This window comes from Pedobacter sp. Leaf176, assembly GCF_001424305.1.
In the GTDB taxonomy this organism is placed as follows: domain Bacteria; phylum Bacteroidota; class Bacteroidia; order Sphingobacteriales; family Sphingobacteriaceae; genus Pedobacter.
On record NZ_LMPD01000006.1, the window covers coordinates 77112 to 96354 of the forward strand.

The 19243-nt window shown below is 38.7% G+C and carries 12 protein-coding genes; 8 read left to right on the forward strand and 4 right to left on the reverse strand.

Translation table 11 applies throughout. The features are described 5' to 3' along the window. Positions 1 to 31: 31 nt before the first annotated feature. The 3 genes from ASF92_RS16415 (at position 32) to ASF92_RS16425 (ending at position 3680) form a co-directional block, all read left to right on the forward strand. Positions 32 to 1030, forward strand: a complete 999-nt coding sequence (locus ASF92_RS16415) for a PorP/SprF family type IX secretion system membrane protein (protein WP_056095669.1) — start codon at positions 32 to 34, stop codon at positions 1028 to 1030. A 9-nt stretch (positions 1031 to 1039) separates the two neighbouring features. Beyond that, positions 1040 to 3031, forward strand: a complete 1992-nt coding sequence (locus tag ASF92_RS16420) for an OmpA family protein (protein ID WP_056095672.1) — start codon at positions 1040 to 1042, stop codon at positions 3029 to 3031. 226 nt (positions 3032 to 3257) lie between these two features. Further along, positions 3258 to 3680, forward strand: a complete 423-nt coding sequence (locus tag ASF92_RS16425) for a nuclear transport factor 2 family protein (protein ID WP_056095675.1) — start codon at positions 3258 to 3260, stop codon at positions 3678 to 3680. Positions 3681 to 3826: 146 nt separating this feature from the next. On the opposite strand, the gene ASF92_RS16430 is transcribed toward ASF92_RS16425, so the two are convergent. Both ASF92_RS16430 and topA read right to left on the reverse strand, forming a co-directional pair. Further along, a complete protein-coding gene (locus tag ASF92_RS16430) occupies positions 3827 to 4231 on the reverse strand; it encodes a hypothetical protein (RefSeq protein WP_056095678.1) in 405 nt (134 codons plus the stop codon). 152 nt (positions 4232 to 4383) lie between these two features. Further along, entirely contained in the window at positions 4384 to 6945 is a 2562-nt protein-coding gene (topA, locus tag ASF92_RS16435; protein ID WP_056095682.1) for a type I DNA topoisomerase, read from the reverse strand. A 219-nt stretch (positions 6946 to 7164) separates the two neighbouring features. Here topA and ASF92_RS16440 point away from each other — a divergent pair, with 219 nt between their 5' ends. Then, positions 7165 to 9360 (forward strand): radical SAM protein, encoded by a 2196-nt coding sequence (locus ASF92_RS16440; protein ID WP_056097087.1) that lies wholly within the window; start codon positions 7165 to 7167, stop codon positions 9358 to 9360. 222 nt (positions 9361 to 9582) lie between these two features. Here ASF92_RS16440 and ASF92_RS16445 read toward each other — a convergent pair whose 3' ends face one another. After that, positions 9583 to 12810, reverse strand: a complete 3228-nt coding sequence (locus tag ASF92_RS16445; protein WP_056095685.1) for an amidohydrolase family protein — start codon at positions 12808 to 12810, stop codon at positions 9583 to 9585. 15 nt (positions 12811 to 12825) lie between these two features. Further along, positions 12826 to 13794, reverse strand: a complete 969-nt coding sequence (locus tag ASF92_RS16450) for a YhcG family protein (RefSeq protein WP_056095687.1) — start codon at positions 13792 to 13794, stop codon at positions 12826 to 12828. A 111-nt stretch (positions 13795 to 13905) separates the two neighbouring features. Between ASF92_RS16450 and ASF92_RS16455 the strand changes: the two genes are divergently transcribed. The 4 genes from ASF92_RS16455 (at position 13906) to ASF92_RS16470 (ending at position 19143) form a co-directional block, all read left to right on the forward strand. Continuing rightward, positions 13906 to 15798 carry an ATP-dependent DNA helicase RecQ gene (locus tag ASF92_RS16455; RefSeq protein WP_056095692.1) on the forward strand — a complete coding sequence of 631 codons (1893 nt, stop codon included), beginning with the start codon at positions 13906 to 13908 and terminating at the stop codon, positions 15796 to 15798. 66 nt (positions 15799 to 15864) lie between these two features. Next, a complete protein-coding gene (locus ASF92_RS16460) occupies positions 15865 to 17172 on the forward strand; it encodes an MFS transporter (protein WP_056095695.1) in 1308 nt (435 codons plus the stop codon). 24 nt (positions 17173 to 17196) lie between these two features. Then, positions 17197 to 17934 (forward strand): (Fe-S)-binding protein, encoded by a 738-nt coding sequence (locus tag ASF92_RS16465; protein WP_056095697.1) that lies wholly within the window; start codon positions 17197 to 17199, stop codon positions 17932 to 17934. 306 nt (positions 17935 to 18240) lie between these two features. Then, positions 18241 to 19143 carry a hypothetical protein gene (locus ASF92_RS16470; RefSeq protein ID WP_056095700.1) on the forward strand — a complete coding sequence of 301 codons (903 nt, stop codon included), beginning with the start codon at positions 18241 to 18243 and terminating at the stop codon, positions 19141 to 19143. Positions 19144 to 19243 lie beyond the last annotated feature (100 nt).

Here is a 19243-nt window from a genome sequence, read left to right on the forward strand (position 1 = left end):
ACCGAAGAATAACAGCTATAAATATATACCCATGAAAATTGCATCGTTTTTTAAAATAGGTTTCACAGTACTCTTAATTGGTTCAGCATTAAATTTACAAGCACAGACAGATCCTCATTTCTCCCAGTATTATGCTTATCCTTTATGGTTAAATCCTGCCCTGACAGGTGTTATTGATGGGGACTATAGGGCTTCAGTGAATTTTAAACAGCAATGGGGCGCAATTTCAAATGCTTATTTAACAGGTGGTGCCTCTTTTGATGTAGCGCCTACCAAAAATTTTGCTTTTGGTGCCACCATATTAAATCAGAATGCAGGAGAACTTGATTTTAATTACCTCACAGCTTTAGTCTCCGGTTCTTACCGGATAAGATTTGGCCAGATAGGTTTACAGACCGTGAGTTTTGGTTTGCAGGCGGGTTTTGTAAACCGTAGTTTCGACCTGTCGCAAGGTAGGTTCGGAAATCAGTTTAACCCGGTTACAGGCTACGAGGGTGGCATCTCTAGTGGGGAGAGTTTTTCGTCGACTTCTTCGTTTGTACCTGATATCAATGCGGGGATAATGTATTTTGATGGTAATCCGGATCAAAATGTAAACGTATTTCTTGGTGCAAGTGCCGCACATTTAAACCGGCCGACCGAGCGTTTTTCCGATAACAGTACACGCACACCAATTCGCTTTACGGCACATGGTGGTGCGAGGGTAAGGGCTTCAGAAATGGTGGATCTCGTTCCAAATGCTTTGATCATGTATCAGGGAAATACCAATGAGATTTCCATTGGCGCTTACGCACAGCTCATGGTTAATAATCAATCCAATATATTATTTGGCGGCAATTACCGGGTAAAGGATGCCTCTATAGCCTTTGTTGGTCTGCAATTCAAAAACATGGTTTTCGGCTTAAGTTACGATGTGAACACATCCACATTGAGGCGTGCATCAAACAGCAGCGGGGGTTTAGAATTATCCATCTCGCTGATTGGCCGCAACGGCATCATTGGTCCTAACTTTTTCTGTCCCCGTTTATAATTATTCCTCATGAAAAAATTGATCCTTTTTGTATTTACAGCATTTAGTATAACTGTAAATGCGCAGTATGTAGTTAATTATAAGAAGGTTGCCGATGCTTATTTTCAAAGTAAAGATTATTATGCTGCTGCAACATTTTATAAAAAGGCGTTAAAAATAACTTCCGACAGTACGCAGTTGGTTTTGCCTTACGGAAAAGATAAAAAGCAAAAAAGCGATGAAAGACTTATCGAAGATTATGAGGGATCCCTCTACAACCTGGCAGAATCGAGCAGAATGTACCGGGATTTTTCGGAAGCGGAAAAATATTATGAAGTTGCAAGCACTTTTAGTAACCCTAAATATAAGAAAGCTTTGTTTTACTATGCAGAAAGCTTAAGGGCAAATAAAAAGTTCCCACAAGCCATTAATGCTTTCGAACAATTCATCGCCAGAAACAAAACAGACGAACTGGTTAAAGCCGCAAACCGGGAAATCCTGTCCTGTAAATTCGCTATTAAAGAAATGCGATTTCCCAGGTTGGTTCAGGTGAAAAAAATGCAAGCAGATGTAAATGGATTGGGCTCAAATTATGCACCTGCAACACAAGGGAATGATTTTTATTTCACCTCTTCCAGGCCGGTTTCAGTGGCAGGAAAGCCAGAGATAGTGAAAAATGTAAAGGGAGAAACGCAGATCTCTACAAAGGCAAATCCTTTTTTAAATAGTTTATATAAAACAAGATCCGCTGTGCGGGATACCGAAATAGACATAAAAAAGGTTGAAATGGACTTACCAGAAGACATGGAATTTGCTGCGGTTAGTTTTAATCCATCAGGCACTACAGCTTATTTTACGGCATGGAAGGATAACGGCCAACATGCAATATATTATTCTTCGAAAACGGGTGATAAGTGGTCTGCACCGCAATCCGTGGGCTTGCAAGTTAACAGCAGAGATTTCAATTCCGCCCAGCCATATGTTACAAGTGATGGGAAATTTCTTTTATTTTCTTCCGATAGAATTGGCGGTTATGGCAAATATGATTTGTGGTTCGCGGCCATCCGGAGTGATGGCTCTTTCGGCCAGGCGGTAAACCTTGGCCCGGAAATAAATACAGAAGCCGATGAACGCGCACCATATTATAATGTGACTACAAAAAAATTAATGTTCAGTACAGACGGAAGGATTGGTTTAGGTGGAATGGACTTCTTCGAATCGGAGGGCGATTTAGTCAATTGGACAACACCACAAAACCTGGGCTACCCTTTTAATTCATCTAAAGACGATGTTTATTTCAGCGCCATAAATACGGATGGAAGCAGCGGTTACATTAGTTCGGATCGAGAATCTGCCTGCTGTCTGGAGATTTTTGAAGTGGAGAGAGAACATATTGCTATCTCAGGAACCATCAGTGATTGCAAAACTAAAAAACCATTAGATGGCGTTTCGGTGAGAATATCCGGTGATGGCGTAGACCATTCCGTTATAACGAATGGTTCAGGCAAGTACGAATTTAAAATGGATACCCGAAAACCTGTGAAATTACATATGAGCAAAGAAAATTACTTTGCTTTAAATAAATCCTATAGTTTCGAGGAAATCGCCAAAGCAGATACCCTAATGCATGTTGATTACTGCATGAGTTCCTTTAAAATTAACGTGCCGATCGTTTTGGATAATGTATATTATGAATTTAACAGTGCAGAGCTAACTGAACTTTCTAAAAAAGTGCTCGACGCCCTTGTCACCATCATGGATGACAACCCGGAAATGGAAATCGAACTTGGTTCTCATACCGATAACATTGGAACAGACCAATACAATCTGGATTTATCTGAAAGACGGGCTAAATCTTGCATGGATTTCCTGGTCAGCAAAAATATTGCACAGAATAGAATGACTTTTAAAGGATATGGTGAAAGTATTCCCGTGGCACCTAACCAATTTAAAAACGGAAAGGATAATCCCGATGGAAGGGTCAAAAACCGGAGAACCGTTTTTAAGGTAACAAAAAAATAATCGAGTATGTTGGTTATTAGTGAGGCAGGAGTGTATTACTCCTGCTTTTTTTATCTGTTATGCTATGAATTGTAAAGACATTTTAATCAAAGACCTTTTAATTAATATTCCACTGTAGACTTTTTTACATAGAAAAGCGTACCATCCCATAATTTTATCAGAATGATTTTGTTCCTAAGCTTGGATTGGATAAGTTTACGCTATTCAATCCAATTAAAGACCAGATATGATTAAGAAATTGCTATTTATTTTAAGCCTGACTATGCTATCTAATTTTTCTTTTGCACAAAAAAGTGACGTAGGAAACGCGGTGAATAATCTTGTTAAGCTGATGATTAAGCCTGATAGTGCCGCCTTAGATCGATTGATTTTGAGTAATTTGAGTTACGGACATTCCAGTGGAAAGGTTCAAAACAAACAGGAATTCATTCATTCACTATTATCTGGTGAATCCGATTTTGTCGATATTGATATAACCGAGCAGACTATAATTGTTCAAAACAAAACAGCACTCGTTCGTCATACCTTAAGTGCTAAAACAAATGATAAAAATGTTCCCGGAAATGTGAAATTGTATATTTTGCTAATTTGGAGTAAAGAAAAATCAGGGTGGAAGCTTTTGGGAAGACAAGCGGTTAAGGTACCTTAGGCTAGTTCACTTGTATCATTGGTTCATTAGTCATTTGTATGTGATGCCTAACCTTGACATTTCTGTCTAACAAAACAGAATTAGTTCATTATTTATTTTAATGTGTTTAAACAAATTATCCCAATGAACTAATGACTAATGAACTTCTATTTTATCATCACCCCAGGTCTGTTCACCAGAGGTATTTTTATCAGATTGGTATCAATAATGCTTTCGGGAAGAAAAATGAATTTTTTATCATAGATGGTTGAGCCAATGTAATAACTTAACCAATATTCATTTGTCAATCCGAAAACTTCCGGGTCAATGGCTTCAACGCCTTTGAAATCATTTGCTTCCATATCGCCGATAAAATGCCTTAAAACAGAAGTTTTAACTTGTTTTCCTTCCTTTTCACCATAGCCTTTTGAGCTGATTAAAACATTTGTAATCGGCTCATTTTTCAAGTTAACAAGATAAACAGTCCAGTTTTTTACCTCCGGAGTTTCGCTCATCAGCACAACAGCCATTGCGATATCTTCAACTGTATTTTCTGGTAAATCTACTTTCAACGTAATATGTTTAACTGTTTAAAAATGATTAAATCGGTTAACTGTTTTAAAACAACCAACCGATTTACACTTAGACTTTATATAGAAGTTATTTTTAATAATATGGAATTTACTCAATTATCCTGGCCATCCTAAAATCATTTAATCCTGGTCTATTTTTTTTTAGCTACAGCCTTACTCGCAGTTACTTTTTTCTTAACCGGTGCTTTTTTCTTTGTTTCGAAAGCATTCGGCACTTGCTCTACGATCATTTTTTTAACCACTTCCAAATCAATATCGGCTAATTCTTCGGGTGTGTATTTTTGCTTGGTAGCCTCGTTATTTCTTAATTTTAACATCAGTTTACCAAAACGGATGAATGGTCCCCAACGGCCATTTTCAATTGAAATTTTCTCTGCATCCCAGGTTTTAATGTAACGGTTTGCTTCTTTTTCGACTTTCTTACTGATTAGAGTCTCAATATCTGCTTGTGTTAAATTATCAAAATCGTAACCTTTAGCTGGGATATTGATAAACAAATCGTTCCATTTGATGAAAGGACCAAAACGGCCTTTGCCTTTGGTTACGCCTAAGCCTTCGTAATAAGCAATAGGTGCGTCAGCGTCCATTTTCTCTTGGATTATCTGGACCGCACGTTCGTACGTAACGGAAAGTGGCTCTTCGTTTTTAGGTAATGAAATAAATGCCTCGCCCCATTTCACATAAGGACCAAAACGTCCGACACCAACCATCACTTCCTGACCTTCAAAATCGGGTAGTTGCATCGGAAGTTTGAACAACTCTAATGCTTCATCTAAAGTTATGGTCGCAACAGATTGGCTGCGCATTAAACTGGCATAACGTGGCTTTTCTTCCTCATCGAGCTCTCCAATTTGTACCAACGGTCCAAACTTACCTACTTTAGTATAAACATTTTTGCCGGTCGCAGGGTCTAAGCCCAACAAGCGTTCGCCAGTTGCGCGCTCGGCTGTCTCCAAAGTCGTTTCCACTTCAGTATGAAACGGACTGTAGAAAGAATGCAGCATTTTAGTCCACTCCTGTAAACCCTGCGCAATTTCATCAAATTCCTTTTCTACTTTGGCTGTAAAGTTAAAATCTACAATGCCTTTAAAGTGTTCAACAAGGAAATCATTAACCACTTCACCAATATCGGTAGGGAAGAGTTTCTGCTTCTCGGCACCCGTAATTTCAGATTTTGTATCTTTAGTTACTTTACCATCAGCTAAAATAATGGCTGTAAATTTACGCTGTTTACCGTCCCTGTCTTCTTTAACCACATAACCACGATTTTGAACCGTAGAAATGGTAGGCGCATAAGTAGACGGGCGACCGATTCCTAGCTCTTCTAATTTTTTAACCAGGCTGGCTTCAGTATACCTGGCAGGCGGACGGGAATAACGTTCTGTCGCCTGCATTTCTTTTAAAAATAATTCCTGCCCTTTGGCTAAGGGAGGCAAGATTGAACCGCCTTCTTTTTCTTCGCCTTCTTCATCATCCGTAGATTCCAAATAAACTTTTAAGAAGCCGTCAAATTTCAAAACTTCACCTTCTGCTACTAAATGCTCCTTTCTGGTGGATGCCGTAATTTGAGCAGTTGTTTTCTCAAATAAAGCTTCGCTCATTTGAGATGCGATAGCGCGTTTCCAGATTAATTCATATAAACGCTTTTCTGAGATGTCACCATCAACGGTATGCTTGTCGAAATAAGTAGGGCGGATGGCCTCGTGTGCTTCCTGTGCACCTGCAGATTTGGTTTTGTAAACTCTGGGTTGATGGTATTTATCGCCGTAAGCCGATTTAATTTCAGCAGAAGCAGCATTAACAGCCGTTTCAGATAAGTTTACTGAATCCGTTCTCATGTAGGTAATCTTACCCGCCTCATATAATCTTTGAGCCACTTGCATGGTTCTTGCAACCGAAAAACCCAATTTCCTGGATGCCTCCTGTTGTAAGGTCGAAGTGGTAAAAGGCGCAGCCGGATTACGCTTTGCTGGCTTTGTTTCCAAACTGGTGATGTCAAATTTAGCTTCAGCACAATCCTGAAGATACTTTTCTGCATCGGCTTCACTTTCGAAACGATGTGGCAATTCAGCCTTAACTGTTTCCTTTCCTTTTCCGGTTAAAAATTGTGCAGTAATTTTAAATGCCGCTGCGGCATGGAAATTTTGAACTTCCCGCTCTCTATCAACAATTAACCGAACCGCTACCGATTGAACGCGACCGGCTGAAAGTGACGGCTTTACTTTTTTCCATAAAACGGGTGAAAGTTCAAAGCCCACTAAACGGTCTAAAACCCTACGGGCCTGCTGCGCATTAACCAGGTTATAATCAATACTACGGGGGCTATCAATTGCTTTTAATATAGCTGGTTTTGTAATTTCGTGAAAAACAATGCGTTTGGTTTTTTCGACTTTCAAACCTAAAGTTTCAAATAAATGCCAGGAAATGGCTTCTCCTTCGCGGTCTTCATCGGATGCGAGCCAGACCATTTCGGCGTCTTTGGCAAGCTTCTTTAATTCAGCAACCAGGGCTTTTTTATCGGCTGGCACTTCGTATTTCTGGGCAAAATCATTTGCAATATCAATTGCCATATCACCTTTTGCTAAATCCCGGATGTGACCATAGCTCGATTTCACAAGGAAATCTTTGCCTAAATAGCCTTCTATAGTTTTAGCTTTTGCGGGTGATTCGACGATTAATAAGTTTTTGGCCATGAAACAGGTTTTTGTGCAAATAAAGCTATAATTAAAGTATAAATCCAAACCTGAGCGGATTTTTATCAGTTTTTTATCAGATTTTTAAAGATCTCAGCAACATCAAACGGGCCATACAGGCTGTTTATAATTAGTTTAAAAGGCCATTTGTTTCAAGCCAATAGTTGATTTTAATTGATAAAACTTAAAATTTCCTACTTTTGCGTAAAAGCACCTCCATTGAAAGCCGAAATCTTCGCCGTTACGCCACCATTTACCCAACTGAATACACCGTATCCGGCAACAGCATATATAAAAGGTTTTCTAAACACTAAAAATATTTCTTCATCCCAAGCTGATTTAGGCATTGAAGTAATTTTAGAGTTGTTTTCTAAAAAAGGTTTATATGATTTATTTATAGTTGGTAACCAAAAATCCAAAAGCGATAATGCGAAGAGAATTCTGGCTCTAAAAGATGAATATCTCAAAACGATTGATGCAGTTATTTCATTCCTGCAAGGAAAAAACCCGACATTGGCTTTGCAGATTTGCGGTGATGATTTTCTTCCGCAGGCCGCTCGATTTGCGCAATTGGAAGAGTTGGATTGGGCTTTTGGTGCAATGGGAACACAAGATAAAGCCAAACATCTGGCCACGCTTTACCTGGAAGATATTTCAGATTACATTGTAGAATGCATTGATGAAAACTTTGGTTTTAGCAGATATGCTGAACGTTTAGGCAGAAGTGCAAATTCATTTGATGAACTTTATAACGCTTTAACTAAGAAACCCACTTACATCGACAACATCTTAATTTCGGTTTTAAAAGGAAAAATAGAAACCATTCAACCCAAATTATTTTTAATTTCAGTTCCCTTTCCAGGGAATCTATACAGTGCATTTCGTTGTGCTCAGTGGGTAAAAACCAATTATCCGCAAATTAAAATTTCCATGGGAGGTGGTTTTCCAAATACCGAATTGCGTTCACTTTCAGATGAACGTGTTTTTGAGTTTTTCGATTTCATCACCCTGGATGACGGTGAATTACCAATTGATTTGCTTATTCAAAATATTAGTGGGGCTTTACCGAAAGAGTTGCAAATGTATAAACGTACATTTTTGCTTGAAAACGGCGAGGTTATTTATAAAAATGATTCTTTCCGAAAAGATTATAAACAAGCTGATGTCGGCACACCTGATTATACAGGCTTACTTTTGGATAAGTATATTTCGGTTATCGAAATCGTAAACCCTATGCATCGTATGTGGAGCGACGGTCGTTGGAATAAATTAACAATGGCACATGGTTGTTATTGGGGTAAATGTACTTTTTGCGACATCTCGTTGGATTACATCAAAGTTTACGAACCAGTTCAAGCGAAACAAATTGTAGATAGGATTGAGGATTTATATGCTAAAACCGGGCAAAATGGTTTTCACTTTGTAGATGAGGCTGCACCGCCTGCTCTAATGCGGGAAGTAGCTTTGGAAATTATCCGCAGAAAATTAGCTGTAACCTGGTGGACGAATATCCGTTTTGAAAAAAGCTTTACAGCTGATTTATGCTTGCTGTTAAAAGCTTCGGGTTGTATTGCCGTTTCGGGTGGTTTAGAAGTGGCATCCGATAGGTTATTAAAACTGATTGATAAGGGGGTTACCGTAGAACAGGTTGCAAAAGTTACACGGAATTTTACTGCCGCCGGAATAATGGTTCATGCATATTTAATGTATGGTTACCCAACACAAACGGTGCAGGAAACAGTAGATAGCCTGGAAATGGTTCGCCAGCTGTTCGAAGCCGGCGTTTTGCAATCTGGTTTCTGGCACCAGTTCGCCATGACGGCTCATAGTCCTGTGGGGATGTATCCCGAAAGATTTGGGGTAGTTAAGGAAACGGAAACCATCGGTGCTTTTGCCAATAACGACATTAACTACATCGATAAAACGGGTATCGACCATAATAAATTCAGCTATGGGTTGAAGAAATCCCTTTTCAATTTTATGCATGGAATTTGTTTCGACTACGAGCTACAGGATTGGTTCGATTTTAAAATTCCTAAAACAAAAATTCAAGCTGATTTTATTGAAAGGGCATTGAATGATGATAATAATTTCAGTACCAAGCCAACCGCCAAGGTAGTCTGGATAGGAGGAAAGCCATCGGCTGACTATTTTACGAAATCGAAAAAAGGCAATACATGGGAAATGGCCTCATTAATCTTTCATGATAAGCGGGAAAGTTTTACCGTTCAAACCAACAAGAATGAGGGTGAATGGTTGGTTTCAATTTTAGAGAAAATTCATATTTCAAATGAAAAGGTTTACACTTTCGCTGATGTAAAAGCAGATTTTGAGGCAGAAATGGAAAACTTCGAATTGTTCTGGTATTCGAAAACTGTGAACACTTTAAGGGTATTTGGGTTATTGGTTTTGTAAGTTTTGCGATTTCGTTTTTTAGCTGTCGTCTTTCCCGTGAAAACGGGAATCCAAAAGCGAACGCAAATAACCTAAGCATTAAGATTCCCGCATGCGCGAGAATGACGAAAACGTAAATCATATAAGAAACATAATGTTATATAAGCTCAAAGTCTTAAATCTTCCTACCTGCCTAACGCAGGCAGCCATTTCTTGTATGGCAAACTATTTGAAAGTACTATATCAATCGCAATGTGGAACCGTAAATGTCCAGGTTTCTGATTCGCCATTCGGAACCATATAACCATTTCCTTTTGCCGCCTCAAACCAAAGCTTTCTGCGAAGCTTTTCCCTTGTTCCCACCTCGTTCATTGTGGCGCTGTCATATAGACGGCCATTAATCATGACATATTTAATTTTTTCAGAGTTGCGGATGTCATCTAATGGATTGGCGTCCATAATTACGAGGTCAGCCAGTTTTCCAACTTCTAACGAACCAATTTCTTTATCCATTCCTAAATAATGGGCGCCATTCAACGTTGCATTTCTAATGGCTTGCAACGGAGAAAAACCACCCTGAACAAACATCCAGAGTTCCCAGTGTGCACCTAGACCCTGAATTTGTCCGTGTGCTCCCAGATTTACTTTTGTACCTCCATCAGCAATTTTTTTAGTAGCTTTTGCAATGTCGATGTGGTTGTAATCACTGTATTCAGAAGTGGTTCTGCGTCTCGCCCTTGCATCGATAATAGAACGTGGCGTGTAAGTCATTAACTTTTCGTTCTCCCAAACATTTGTTCTGTCGTACCAGTAATTTTCACCCCACTGCCCGCCGTAGGCCACAATTAAAGTAGGCGTGTAACCCACAGAAGTATTATTCCAAAGCGTGGTTACATCTTTATAAACAGGTAAAACCGGAATGCTGTGCTCAATGCCTGTGTGACCATCAACCACCATATTCATGTTATGGAAAAAGGTAGAACCGCCTTCTGGTACAACTTCCATTTTCAATTGGCGGGCAGCCTCTAAAATTTGTTGACGCTGTTCCCTTCTGGGTTGATTGTATGATTTTACTGAAAATGCGCCAACTGCTTTCAGGCGTTTAAGATTCGCCAATGCATCGTCTAAACTATTTATTACGACTTTAAAATCGCCATCTGCACCATACAAAATCGAGCCTGTTGAATAAACCCTTGGTCCAACCATCCGGCCTGCTTTAAGCATCTCACTCTGGCTGAATACCATTTCGGTGTTGCTTGAAGGATCGTGAGCTGTGGTTACGCCGAAAGCCAAGTTCGCCAGGTAACTCCAGTCGCTCTGTGGCGAAATTCCGTCAGGACTGGTACGCAGGTGTGCGTGAACATCCACTATACCCGGCATAATCGTTTTGCCGTTCACATTAATCACTTTTGCATTGGCTGGAATAGACACTGCATCAGCCGTTCCAATCGCCGTTATCTTATTGCCATCAGTTAAAATCGTACCGTTTTCTATAACTTCATCGCCTTTCATTGAAATGATGCGCGCGCCTTTCAGGGCTAGAATTCCAACCGGAACGTCACTTTTCAAGCTGAGGTTGATGTCGATAGAACTGGCCTGGGTTTTGGGTGTGGTTCCATCGAAATTGAAAGCATTTTTAACGTCGATAGTAAAATATTTGGGTCCCAAAGTCCAATGCAGGTTTTTGCTGTCCAAACTCCATTGCATATAAGTTCCGCCCTCGGTAGTTACTTTCGTTACCGGAATTGCCCGGTTTCCGGCTGACGCGTCCTGAGCCGTTCCCACATTTATCATCGGTGTGATGTATACGTTAAAAAGCTCATTGAAAGCCAGCCATTTATTATCAGGACTAACCACAAACTGGTTTGCATACTGGGAAGTGAAATGTGTTCTTTCGTTTGCACCACTTAAATCGATACTTTTTAACGCCTTTTTGCCATCAGTATAGCTTTGGAAGTAAATCCTGGTATCATTGTTATTGAAAGATGGTTTTATTCCATTTTCAGATACCAAAGTTTTAGAACCACCATTTGCAGGCATTATAAAAATGCCCGTTCCTCGGCCATAGTTATAACCCAATACGTCATTTCCACTGCCTTTTCTGAAAACAATTTTATCGCCTTTAGTTGAATATTGTGGCGAATAATAAAATCCTTTTTCATCACTTAGCGTAATCGTTTTGCCTGATTTTAAATCCGTTCTTTTTATTGCCCCACGAAGTTCATCGCTCCAGGTCGTATAAATCACAAATTTTCCGTCAGGACTAAAAGCCGGATCGACTTCGAAATCTAAACCGTTAGTTAATCTTTCAGGTTTGCCATTTGGCAATTCTTGTTTGTACAGAAAACCTGCAGCGTTGAAAATGATTGTTTTTTCATCGGGTGAAGTCGTTAATTGTCTCAGCATTTTTGCCGAAAAATCATTACTGAAAACTTGTTGCTCGAAATGTAAGGCTTGCTGAACCGTGTGAACTGTATTGGCCTGGAAAGGAATGGTTGATGTAATTAGATTTCCGATTTCGGTTTTTCTGATTTTTCCTTTTGCATAAAACACTAAACTTTTGCTGTCCGGTGTCCATGCAAAGTTTGGGTAAACCCCGAAAATTGCCCAGGTTTCCTGTTGGTCGTGAGACAAATCTTCATTTACCGGCCATTCTTCACCAGTTTTAATATTCTGAACATACAGCGTAGATTTCAATCGGACACGCTTTACAAAAGCGATTAAATTTCCATCGGGCGAAACCTGTGGCCGGCAGGCACCACCTTGTTCATTAATCAGCGTATTTATTTTGCCTGTGGTCAAATCCAACTGACGAATAGCATATATCGTTCCATTCGGATCCTTACTGTATTCGAAATTTGGACCGGGAGTAATATCCTCGCTGAAGTAAACATATTTGCCGTCAGGCGACACATTAGGCTCTCCTGCATCTTGTTGATCATTTTTGCGCTTGGTTAGTTGAACCCCATCGCCGCCGTTTATGCTGTACATCCACATTTCACCAGCACCTAAAGAGCGCCCTGCTGTAAAATGTTTACGAGCCACTATATATTCGCTGTTCGGCATCCAGGTTGCATTATTCAACAACCTGAATGTTTCTTTCGTAACCTGTTTTTTGCCTGAACCATCGCGATTCATAATCCAGATGTTATCGCCCCCGCTTTTATCGCTGGTGTAGGATATGTATTTTCCATTCGGACTAAACCTTGGCTGAACATCGTAAGCAATGCCACCACTAATCAACTTCGCCTGACCACCTGCAATTGGCATGGTATAGATGTCACCCAATAAATCAAAAACGATTTCCTGGCCATCACCACTCACATCGAGGTTCATCCAGGTGCCCTCATCGGTATTTAAAGTGAAGTTTTTGGTGATTCCCTGAAATTTTTCTACATCCCATTTTTTTTCCTGGGCATTTGAAGTAAGAAATAAAAGAGAAAACGCAGATATCAAGTAGAGTTGTTTCATTTATATAGGTTGATGTTATTTGAATAATTCGTGTATTTTTCTTTGTAATAGCTTTTTATCGGGTAGTTGAGTTTTATATTCTGAGACTAAAGTTGGAGAGAGGCTCCGGCTTAATGCATATTCCACCACTTCGTTGTCTTTATCTTTGCAAAGCAAGATTCCAATACTTGGATTTTCATTCGTTTTTTTAACGTCTCTATCTAACGCCTCTAAGTAAAAATTTAATTGTCCCAAATGTTCTGGTTTAAACTTATCCACCTTTAACTCAAAAGCAACTAAACACTGTAAACCACGATGATAAAAAAGTAAATCAATATAGAAATCGCTATTTCCAACTTGTATTTTATATTCTTCATTGATAAACAAAAAATCTTTTCCTAATTCGAGAATGAAATTTTTCATTTGTAGAATCAAACTTCTCTGTAAATCGCTTTCATTATGAGCCTCAGGAAGATTTAAAAATTCGAAAACATAGCTATCTTTAAAATTGCTTTCTATGTCTTGATGCATTTCTCTCAACACTGTTGAGAGTTTTGTATTTCCAATAATTGTTCTTTCAAATAGACTAGCAGAAATTTGACGGTCTAATTCTCTAAATGAATAATTCTCTTTTTTCGAAAGCCTTAAATAAAACTCCTGTTCTTCTATCGTATTACATCTAGAAAAAATAGCTAAATTATGCGACCAACTAATTTCTCTCACCAGTGGTGAGAGTTTTGGAAAATCCTTATAATTTTCATAAAACTGCTTCATCCGCCACAGATTTTTATCCGAGAACCCTTTTAAGTTTGGTTCTTGTTTTGATAAAAATTCAGCCAATTGTTTTACTACCGATTGTCCCCATCCTGCGTTATTAACCTTGGTATGGATGTATTCTCCGATTTTCCAGTATAAATTAATGAGTTCAGAATTTACGGTTTTTAACGCCCTGCTTCTGGCATCTTTGATTAAAGTGACAATATCTGCAAATTGAGTTTCTAACATTAAATATCCTGTAAAGCAAAGTTAATAATCTTTTTGAAGATGATTTTTTCAAATTCCACAATAAAGAATGACGATTTTAGAATAAATGTATAGTTTTGATACTGCCAATTTATGACAGCAATAGAGATTTTACAAAAATATTGGGGACATCAGGCTTTCAGGCCCCTGCAGCAAGATATTATTACCTCGGTCTTAGACGGAAAAGATAGTCTTGCGCTTTTGCCAACTGGGGGTGGTAAATCCATTTGTTTTCAGGTTCCGGCTTTGGCAAAGGAAGGTATTTGCATAGTGGTTTCTCCACTAATTGCCTTGATGAAGGATCAGGTGGAAAACCTGAAATCAAAAGGCATTGAGGCTATAGCGATTTACGCAGGGATGGGCAAACGTGAAATCGATATCCTGCTGGATAACTGCATCTATGGAAAAATTAAGTTCCTTTACCTTTCTCCAGAACGGTTGCTTTCTGATTTGGTACGTGTCAGAATTTCCTACATGAATGTCAACCTAATCGCAGTGGATGAGGCACATTGTATTTCTCAATGGGGTTACGATTTTCGTCCACCGTATTTACAGATTTCTAAACTTAGGGAAATTCTTCCTGATGTGCCGGTTTTGGCGCTGACTGCAACCGCGACCGAATTTGTCAGAAAAGACATTCTGGAGAAACTGGAGATGAAAGACCCTCAGGTTTTTGTTAAAAGTTTTGCGAGAGATAACTTAAGTTATGTGGTTTTCGGACAGGAAGATAAATATAAAAAGCTCATCGAGATTTGCAGGAATGTAAAAGGGACGGGATTGGTTTATGTTCGTAATCGTAGGGAAACCGCTGAAGTATCAAATTTTATTAACCGCAATCAGATTAAAGCCGATTTTTACCATGCCGGACTTGAACGGGATGTTCGTTTTCAAAAACAAGAAGATTGGAAACAGAATAAAACACGTATCATGGTGGCTACGAATGCTTTTGGGATGGGTATTGATAAAGCAGATGTTCGCTTTGTCGTGCATTTGGATTTACCCGAAAGCTTAGAAGCTTATTATCAGGAAGCCGGCAGGGCTGGCCGGGATGAAAAAAGAAGTTACGCCGTTCTATTGGCAAATCAATCGGATGTACTAAACCTGGAATCTCGTTACATCAATAGTTTTCCGTCTCCCGATGAAATCAGAAAAGTGTATCATTATTTGGGGAATTACTTCCAGCTGGCTTTCGGGGCAGGCGAGGGGCTTACTTTTACTTTTGATATAGCTGATTTCTGTAAGCGATTTAATATTGGTGTTCTAAAAACAATTTCAGCATTAAAATATTTAGAACACGATGGTTATATTACATTGTCTGAAAGTGTTTTTTTACCATCAAGACTGATGTTTATTATTAGTCATGAAGATGTTTACCGTTTTCAAATCGAAAATAAAGCATATGATGGCCTTATAAAAACCATACTCCGGTCGTATGGCGGCGCATTCGATAGTTTTGTGAAAATTAACGAAGCCGATTTAGCGAAAAAATTAGGTATTTCATTCAAAGATGTAGTCGCTATTTTAAACAAATTGCAGTCTATCGAAATGCTGACCTACATTCAGCAAACCGACCAGCCACAGTTGCAATACGTTCGCGCGAGGGTGGATATGGATCACTTTGATCTGGATGTAAAACACCTTGAACAAAGGAAAGAAATTTTACTAAACCAGGTAGACGCCGTTGTTAAATATACAACTTCGAACAAATGCCGTAGCATTCAGTTGCTGAATTATTTTGATGAACACGCAGCTGTAAAATGTGGTGTATGTGATGTTTGTTTGGCAGAAAAACGAGCTGAAAATGAGGTGCAGATGAATGATGAAATTGAATTTGAAATTTTTTCCTTACTTCAGCATCAACCTTTGAGTTTAGATGATTTGGTTACAGGCATAAAAAGTGGCGTTGAAAATGAACGAATAGATGCCATCCGGGAATTATTAGATGCTGGCAAAATAAAAACTGACGGTAAGAAATACTACATTTGATTTTAGGTTTACGAATTACGATTTCAGATTTCCAAACAAATCCAGATACTATATTTAGTGTTATAAATGATAGAAAAAGACAATAAGAAAACCATACGCTCCTGGGCTTTCTTCGATTGGGCAAATTCTGCCTATAATTTAGTTATAACCTCAACCATTTTTCCTGTTTATTATGTTGCAATTACAACAACAGAATCACATGGAGACGAAGTCACTTTTTTTGGCAGAACGTTTATAAACACCGTTCTTTCTAATTATGCGCTAGCTTTCGCCTACTTAGTTATGGTGATTTTGTTGCCCATAATATCGTCTTATGCGGATGCAAAGGGCAAAAAGAAATTCTTTATGAAATTATTTACCTATGTCGGTTCTTTTGCTTGTATGGGTTTATTTTTCTTTAAACTGGAAACTTTAGAGGCTGGTATTATTTGCTTTGTCCTTGCTGCGATGGGTTATGTTGGAGGTGTAATGTTTAATAACGCTTACCTGCCAATAATTGCTTCGCATGATAATCAGGATAAAGTAAGTGCACAAGGTTTTTCTTACGGATATGTAGGTAGTGTAATTTTGCAGTTAATCTGTTTTGTATTCGTTTTAAAACCAGAACTTTTTGACATTGAGGATAAATCATTACCAGCTCAAATATCATTCCTCTTGGTTGGTATATGGTGGTTTTCATTCGCTCAGATTCCTTTTAAGGCGTTACCAAAAGATGTGCCAAACGCGAGCTACCTGAATAAAGGAATCATCAAAAGCAGTTTTGGCGAATTTGCTAAAGTCTGGAATCAGTTAAAACAAATGAAGTTTTTAAAAACTTATTTAATTGCTTTCTTCTTCTATTCAATGGGTGTGCAAACCATTATGCTTGCTGCAGCAGGTTTTGGTGCAAAAGTTTTAAAAATGGAATCGGGCAGTTTAATTGCTGTAATTTTAATTATTCAGTTGGTCGCAATTCTTGGCGCCTGGTTAATGTCGCTTTTAGCCAAAAAATTGGGAAATGTCAACGTTTTAATAATCGTTGTAGTCATTTGGATCTGCTGCTGCTTTTATGGGTATTCAATTACTACTGAAAATCAATTTTACGCTTTAGCCGCCATTGTAGGCTTAATCATGGGTGGAATCCAATCCTTATCACGTTCTACTTATTCAAAGCACATTCCTGAAAATACAACGGATACCGCTTCTTTTTTTAGTTTTTACGATGCCACAGAAAAATTGGCCATTGTAATTGGCCTGTTTAGTTTTGCATTTATTGAGGGCCTGACACACAATATGCGTCAATCCATTATCGCTTTGGCATCATTTTTTATAGTGGGATTAGTGTTTCTAGCATACCTGAAAAAAATCGAGCGCAATGAAACCGCAAAATTGTAAGTTTGCACGCTAAAGAATTTGTTAATGAAAGTAGAATTGTTTGTTCCCTGTTTTGTAGACCAGTTATATCCCGAAACCGCTTTTAATACCTTAAGGTTACTGGAAAAGTCGGGATGTAAAGTAGAATACAACTCGAAACAAACATGTTGTGGTCAGCCGGCTTACAATGCCGGTTATTGGGATGAAGCTAAAGAAGTAGGCACTAAGTTTCTTAACGATTTTACCGAAAATACTTACGTGGTTGCGCCATCAGCATCATGTGTGGGTATGGTTAAAGGGGGTTTTAACGATTTATTCACGAACACTATCGTTCATAATAAATGTCGCAATTTGCAATCGAACATCTGGGAGCTTTCCGATTTCTTAGTTAATGTAGCAAAGAAAGATTACTTCGGGGCTGAACTCGAGGGCAAAGCTGTTTACCATGACTCCTGCAGTGCACTTCGTGAGTGTAAGATTAAAGATGAACCACGCCAGCTTCTATCAAAAGTTCATGGCTTAGAAATGCTCGAAATGGAAGATACCGATATGTGCTGTGGTTTCGGCGGTACGTTTGCCGTGAAATTCGATTCCATTTCATCTGCAATGGCCGAACAAAAAGTTAACCACGCTTTAGCTCAAAAAGCCGATTACATCATCTCAACTGATTTATCCTGCCTGTTACACCTACAGGGTTATATCGATAAAAATAAACTTCCGATTAAAACCATGCATATTGCCGATGTTTTATGCAATGGCTGGTTAGAAAGTACAGAATACTAAAAATTTAATGTAAAATATAAGTTACGATCGAATTTGTATTTGCCGCAAAAACTAGGTTCAGATGCTATAAAACCATCTTTAACACGCGATTAATAAATACACGTTTTAGTAAAGATATTTTTATTAAACCTTTTTTGTGCAATTGCATCTATAAGTTGGTTATTACAATGAAAGATAAACGTTGTAGTGAACGACAGATATAAAAATGCTGAACCTGTAAACAAATGAAATTATCATGGTTTATCAATATTAAATTTAAAACACAACCATGATGGCTTCATCACCATTAAAACAAATATAATTAGGATGAAAAAAATAGTTTTCGCTTTATTAAGCGCATTATCTCTGGCATCAGTAGCAGATGCGCAAAAGAAAACCTCTGGAGCTATCCAGTATGAAACCACCATTGACCCTGCTGCAATGATGGCGGCGAGTGGTGTGAAAATTCCGGAACAAATGGCGGCAAGAATGCCTTCGAGCAGTAAATCAAACTTTGAATTACTATTCAACGCAACTAATGCAAGTTATATGCCTGTAGAAGATGCGGAAGACAGTAACGGCGCTGGCGGTGGCGGCGGTGGCATGGGCCGCATGATGAGAGGTTTCGGTGGTGCAGGTGGCAACAGAGAGTATTATTATTCATTTGCTGATAAGAAACTTGTAGAGGTTTTCGACCTTAACGATACGACTTATGTAATGCAAAGCGGATTGAAATTAAATACGAGTGGTCCGATTAGCACCTTTGGCGGGATGGGAAGAAATCAAACTGACACAACCAGAGCTAGAGTTGCGCCACCAAAAATAGAAGTGGTAAAAACCAGTGCAACCAAGCAGATTTTGGGTCTAAACTGTAATGAGGTTATCTTAAAATCAACACGTTCAATCAAAATTTTAGATATGGATAGAGAGGTTACCGAAGAAACACACATTTGGTACACTAAAGATTTGGGCTTTGACTTTTCTCCAAATCCAAACATGTGGACAGAAGGTGCAGTTTTAGCAATCGAAGGAAGAGGTAATAGCACAATCGCTAAAAGTATCGAATTTAGAAATGTAAGCAGTAAAGATGTTACGGCTCCGAAAAAAGCGACTCCGATTACTGAAGCAGAATACAAGATTAAAATGGAGAATATGATGAAACGTTTTAGAGGTAACGGCAATGGCAGACCAGGTGGTGCCGGCGGCGTTGTTAGAGGTATCGGCGGATAGTTCGATAGATACAACTTATTTGAAGCCTGTTCAGTAAATGAACGGGCTTTTTTATGGTTTTTGTTAACAATATCGAGACATATTCAATTGTGCTGGTTAA

What these genes read in the sequence shown, in the direction of transcription:
- ASF92_RS16415 (WP_056095669.1), top strand. Translation starts at nt 32, where the DNA reads ATGAAAATTGCATCGTTTTTTAAAATAGGTTTCACAGTACTCTTAATT.
- ASF92_RS16420 (WP_056095672.1), top strand. Translation starts at nt 1,040, where the DNA reads ATGAAAAAATTGATCCTTTTTGTATTTACAGCATTTAGTATAACTGTA.
- ASF92_RS16425 (WP_056095675.1), top strand. Translation starts at nt 3,258, where the DNA reads ATGATTAAGAAATTGCTATTTATTTTAAGCCTGACTATGCTATCTAAT.
- topA (WP_056095682.1), bottom strand. Translation starts at nt 6,945, where the DNA reads ATGGCCAAAAACTTATTAATCGTCGAATCACCCGCAAAAGCTAAAACT.
- ASF92_RS16445 (WP_056095685.1), bottom strand. Translation starts at nt 12,810, where the DNA reads ATGAAACAACTCTACTTGATATCTGCGTTTTCTCTTTTATTTCTTACT.
- ASF92_RS16450 (WP_056095687.1), bottom strand. Translation starts at nt 13,794, where the DNA reads ATGTTAGAAACTCAATTTGCAGATATTGTCACTTTAATCAAAGATGCC.
- ASF92_RS16455 (WP_056095692.1), top strand. Translation starts at nt 13,906, where the DNA reads ATGACAGCAATAGAGATTTTACAAAAATATTGGGGACATCAGGCTTTC.
- ASF92_RS16460 (WP_056095695.1), top strand. Translation starts at nt 15,865, where the DNA reads ATGATAGAAAAAGACAATAAGAAAACCATACGCTCCTGGGCTTTCTTC.
- ASF92_RS16465 (WP_056095697.1), top strand. Translation starts at nt 17,197, where the DNA reads ATGAAAGTAGAATTGTTTGTTCCCTGTTTTGTAGACCAGTTATATCCC.
- ASF92_RS16470 (WP_056095700.1), top strand. Translation starts at nt 18,241, where the DNA reads ATGAAAAAAATAGTTTTCGCTTTATTAAGCGCATTATCTCTGGCATCA.